We start from the raw sequence: 5,319 nt of genomic DNA on the forward strand, positions 1-5,319 counted from the left end.
CTGAGCCGGACCGCGTACTCGATGATCTGCGGGTCGACGTACACCGCGTCCGCCGCCCGCTGGAACCCGAGCAGCGTGTCGACGTCGATCACCGGCGCCGGGGTCTCGTGCCCGGTGGTCATCCGCTCGACGACGACGAACTCCTGCGTCGCCGTCGGGTAGCCGACGAGGACCTTGAACATGAAGCGGTCGAGCTGGGCCTCGGGCAGCGGATAGGTGCCCTCCTGCTCGATGGGGTTCTGCGTGGCGAAGACGAGGAAGGGCAGCTCCAGCGGGTAGGTGCGGCCGCCGGCGGTGACGCGGTACTCCTGCATGGCCTGCAGCAGGGCCGCCTGCGTCTTGGGCGGGGTGCGGTTCACCTCGTCCGCGAGGATGATGTTGGCGAAGAGCGGGCCCTTGAGGAAGCGGAAGGCGCGGTGCCCCGTGGCCTTGTCCTCCTCCAGGATGTCCGTGCCGGTGATGTCCGAGGGCATCAGGTCCGGGGTGAACTGGATGCGGTTGAAGGACAGGTTGAGCACGTCCGCCAGCGTGGAGATGAGCAGCGTCTTGGCCAGGCCGGGCACGCCCACGAAGAGGCAGTGGCCTCGGGCGAAGAGCGCGATGAGCAGGTGCTCCACCACGTCCCGCTGACCCACGACGCGCTTCTCGATCTGCGCGAGGATCTGGGCTTTGGCCCGGGCGAGCTCCTCGACGGCCTGGAGGTCCTCGCTGGTGGCTTCCGGGGCGGGCGGCGGCGTGATGGGGGCGGCGTTTTCCATGGGAGGGGTTTTCTTAATCGCGGGCGGCGCGCGGACCAAGGGGTTCGCGTCGGGGGCGCGGCTCGAACGTGGGCTGCCAACCGTTCTGGCCCCCCTGTATTCCTGCCATCGGCCGTTCGTCCGCTCCACGACATCCGAGAGTGGCTCCCTGCCCTCCGGGGGGGCCTGGACATCTCCGGACGAGGGGGGATGCGGTGGGAAATGACCCCATTACCTTCCGCCGGTTCGAGTCTCCGGGCCTCGCGGGCCGGGAGGACAGGTGGGGAGAGTCATGCACCGAGAGTCAGGAGTACACACCGCCCGTCCGGGGAGCCGGTTCCTGCCCGCCGCGCTGCTGGCGCTGGCCGTGGGATGCGGGGGCTCGGGGGACGAGCCGACGGGCACGCCCGAGCCCCAGCCGCCGAGCCCCGCTCCGGTCGCGGTGGCCCTCGAGCCGCCCACCTCGGAGCCCTCCCGCCTGCCGTCCGACCCGAGGCCGGAGTCAGGCTCGCCCGCACCGGAGGAGCCCGCGCCCCAGGTCGCGTCCTGGTTCCACCGCCTCGGCGGGCCGCAGGACGACACCGGCACGGGGCTCGCCGTGGACGGCACGGGGGACATCTCCGTGGTGTGGCTCTCCTCGCCGCGCATGGACGAGGACCGGGAGCCCGTCCCCGGCGAGCGTCGGGCCCTCACCCTGGCCCGGTACGCCCCGGACGGCCAGGTGCGGTGGACGCGCGAGTTCTCCCGCATGCGCGTGGCCTCGCCGAGCGTGGCGGTCGCGCCCTCGGGGGAGCTCTTCCTCACGGGCAACGCCTTCCTGTACCCGCTGGACTTCGGCCTGGGCGCGGCCAACGACGGCTTCCTGGTGAAGTTCTCCGGCGACGGCCAGGCCCTCTGGCAGCGGCGCGTGGGACAGAAGGTGTACGGGGTGGCGGCGGACGGCGAGGGCGGCGTGCTCGTCGCGGCCGAGGAGTGGGTGCCGGAGGGCCATCTCCCGGTGCTCGCCCACCACGATGCCGAGGGCGTCTTCCGCTGGACGCGGCAGCTCGATCCGGTGGCCGAGGGGACGGCACTGCACGCGGTGACATTCCTGCCCTCCGGCCAGGCCCTGCTCGCCGGCCGCCTCGTCGGCACGCTCACGGTGGACGGCCGCACCTTCGGGACCGCCCATGGACGGGGCCTGGTGCTGCTCGCCTTCACATCGGATGGACGGCTCGCGTGGGGCAAGGAGGTGCGGGGGGTGGAGGGCCACGTCACCGGAGTGAAGCCAGCCCCGGACGGGGGCGTGGCGCTGGTGGGCGAGTTCCGCGGCTCCCTGCCGTGGGGCGGGACGACGCTCACCGGCTCGGGGGCCTTCGCGCTCGCCGCGGGGCCGGACGGGGCCGAGCACTGGCTCCACTCGCTCGCGTGTGGCGCGCGGCCCGCGCCGCCCGTGGTGACGGTGGACGACCGGGCGCAGGTGGTAGCGGCCTGTGGCGGCGTGTTGAGCGCGTACGCGCCAGAGGGAACGCAGCGCGACGAGCGCACGCTGTCCCCCGGCGAGTGCTCCGAGGGCGGCTGCCCGGTGGTGGGCACCGCGCTGGGCTTCGTCCCGGGTCGGGGCCTCATGCTGCTCGGCCACCAGCGACACGGGGGCGCGGGGGACGCGTGGGACCAGGAGGCCTTCCTGCGGCTGCTCGGCCCCTGAGGGTGCCCCGCCTGTACTTTTCCCAAGAGGTGAGAACGACCTGTCAGGTTCCCAGGCGGTCGACCTTCCAGGGACATCGCACGGGGAAGGGGCGTGGGCGGGAGTCGCCCATGAGCCCACCTGTCATGGGATGACAGGCCGCCAGGAGGGCGAGAGAGAAGATAAAGACTTGAGCGAGCCGGACGGACCCGCGACAGTCAGATCCTATGGATGAGAGTCGGCGCGCCACGGATCGCAAGTCCGTGGGTCTGCTCGTGAAGCTCAAGCACACGAACATCGGCAGCTTCGTCGAGGAGTTCGCCGTCAACCTCAGCCCCGGGGGCATGTTCATCCGCTCGCGCGAGCCGCAGCCGGTGGGCACGCCGGTGAAGTTCGAGGTGCGGATCGCCGACGGAGTCCGGGTGCTGCGAGGCTCGGCGGTGGTGCGCTGGGTACGGCCGCCCGAGGACCTGTCCGGCCCCCCGGGCATGGGCATCCAGTTCACGGAGCTGGAGCCGGCCTCCCAGGCGCTCGTCGAGCGGATGTTGCAGCGCAAGGGCGAGGCGCCCGCGGTGGAGGCTCCGCGGACGGCCGCCCCGCCGCCGTCCGTGGCCGCTCTGCCTGTGGCGCCCGTGAGGCCGCCCGCCGCTCCGATGGTTCCTCCCATGGCGAGGGCTCCCTCCGGGGCGCCGGTGGCTTCAGGAACTCCCGTGGCGAAACCGCCGGCGGGTGCGCGTCCGAACCAGCCTGGCGGGCCGCCCCCGCCTCCGCCCGTCACCGCCGTGGACATTCCGATCGACGAGCTCATCGCCAGCACGCCCGCGCCGGATGTCTTCTCGAGGCCGACGCTGGAGGTGCCCCCCGCCGTGACGGCCGCCTTGCGTCAGCCCGGCGGGGGACAGGAGTTCGACCTGGACCTCTCGGCGGCGGCCACGTCCGTGCCCCCACCCGCGCAGCAGCCCATGCGCACCGGGCAGTCCAGCAGCGCGGTGGAGCTGGAGCTGGAGTCGTCCGACGATGACGAGCCGCTCGAGTTCGCCCGGCCCGTGGCGGGGCAACCCCAGCGCAGGCCTCCGCCCAGGAAGCCCGAGCCCTCTGGCGTGCGTCCCGTGGCTCCGGCCGCGCCCCCTGCTCCGGCACCGCCTCCCCCGGTGACGCGGACCGCGGCCCCCGTGCTCGCGCCAGCCGCGAAGCCCGCCGCCCCGCTGGCCCCCGAGCCCAAGAGCTCGCCGGGCCAGGTGCGCACCGTCTTCCTCACGCCGCCCGCGACGCTGGAGGGCAAGGGCCCGGTCATCGGCATCGACCTGGGCACCACCAACTCGTGCGTGGCGGTGGTGACGAACAACAAGCCCACGGTGCTGCGCTCGCGCGAGGGCTACAACACCATCCCCTCGGTGGTGTCGCTGTCCACGCAGGGCAAGCTGCTGGTGAGCCACCGCGCGAAGAGCCAGGTGCTGCTGCGCCCCGAGCAGACCATCTACGGCGCGAAGCGCCTGGTGGGCCGCCCCTTCGACAGCGCGGTGGTGAACCAGGTGCGCGAGCGCTTCCACTACCAAATCGTCCCCGACACGCGCGGCCGCGCCGCGGTGCGGATGGGCGAGAACGTGCTGTCGCTGGAGGAGGTGCAGGGCATCATCCTGCGCGAGTGCAAGGAGCTGGCGGAGCAGCACCTGGGGCAGAAGGTGGAGCGCGCGGTGGTGACGGTGCCGGCGTACTACTCGGAGCCGCAGCGCGAGGCGGTGCGCCGGGCGGGGTGGATGGCGGGGCTGAAGGTGGAGCGCATCCTCAACGAGCCCACCTCGGCGGCGCTGGCCTACGGGCTCAACCGGGACATGGCCAAGAAGGTGCTCGTCTATGACCTGGGCGGCGGCACCTTCGACGCGACCATCCTGCGCATCGACAAGAACGTGTTCGAGGTGCTGTCCACGGGCGGCGACATCTTCCTGGGCGGCATGGACTTCGACAGCCTCCTGGTGGATCTGCTGCTGGAGCGCTTCCAGCAGACGGAGAAGGTGAACTTCCAGGGAGACCGCATCGCGCTGTCGCGAGTGACGGACGCGGCCGAGCGCGCGAAGGTGGCGCTCTCGGAGAGCAGCTCCTACGAAATCCACATCCCGATGCTGATGATGGACGAGGCGGGGCAGCCGAGGGACCTACACGTCACGCTCACGCGCGCGGAGATGGAGAAGGTGTGCCTGCCGCTGGTGATGCGCACGCTGGACGTGGTGCGCGATGTGCTGCTGGACGCCAAGCTGCGCCCCGGGGAGATCGACGACATCCTCCTGGTGGGTGGGCAGAGCCGCATGCCGCTGGTGCGCGAGAAGCTCAAGGAGGTGTTCGGCAAGCCTCCGCACGCGGGCGTGAACACGGACGAGGCGGTGGCCCTGGGCGCGGCGCTGTACTCGAGCGCGGTGGACAAGGTGACGAGCGTGGTGCTCATCGACGTGCTGCCGATGACGATCGGCGTGGCGATGCCGGGAGGCGCCTTCACGCGCGTCATCGAGCGCAACACGCCGCTGCCGGCGCAGCGCTCGTTCGCCATCTCGACGACGCGGGACAACGAAGAGGTGATGGAGCTGTCCGTCTTCCAGGGCGAGGACCCGCACATCGCGGCGAACGAGTACCTGGGGACGGTGCGGCTGGAGGGGCTGCCCAAGGGGCCGAAGGGCTCGGTGCGGGTGGCGGTGACGCTGCGGCTGGACGCGGAGTGCGTGCTGCATGTGAACGCGCAGGAGTACTCGACGCGCAAGGAAGTGAAGGCGACGCTGGCCACGCGCTACACGCCGGACGAGCTGCGGCAGCGGCTGGGCGTGGCCTCGGACGCGGCGAAGGCGGCCGAGGAGCGCCGCGGGCAGGATCTCAAGGAGCGCTCTGGCCGCTTCTGGGGCTTCCTCAAGAAGGTGGTGGGCAGGGCCT

Annotated in this window: 3 protein-coding genes; 2 read left to right on the top strand and 1 reads right to left on the bottom strand. The window is 72.0% G+C overall.

Annotated elements, in window-relative coordinates:
- The coding region (locus VF697_RS30105) for an AAA family ATPase (protein WP_331100286.1) at positions 1-758 on the bottom strand (758 nt) is incomplete at its 3' end.
- Positions 759-1,029: 271 nt separating this feature from the next.
- Here VF697_RS30105 and VF697_RS30110 point away from each other — a divergent pair.
- The gene (locus VF697_RS30110) at positions 1,030-2,424 is read left to right on the top strand and encodes a hypothetical protein (protein ID WP_331100287.1); all 1,395 of its coding nucleotides are present in this window, start codon (positions 1,030-1,032) and stop codon (positions 2,422-2,424) included.
- Positions 2,425-2,630: 206 nt separating this feature from the next.
- A partial coding sequence (locus tag VF697_RS30115; RefSeq protein WP_331100288.1) for a TIGR02266 family protein occupies positions 2,631-5,319 on the top strand: 2,689 nt, incomplete at its 3' end.

The organism is Archangium sp., assembly GCF_036388035.1.
GTDB lineage: Bacteria > Myxococcota > Myxococcia > Myxococcales > Myxococcaceae > Archangium.

What these genes read in the sequence shown, in the direction of transcription:
- VF697_RS30110 (WP_331100287.1), top strand. Translation starts at nt 1,030, where the DNA reads ATGCACCGAGAGTCAGGAGTACACACCGCCCGTCCGGGGAGCCGGTTC.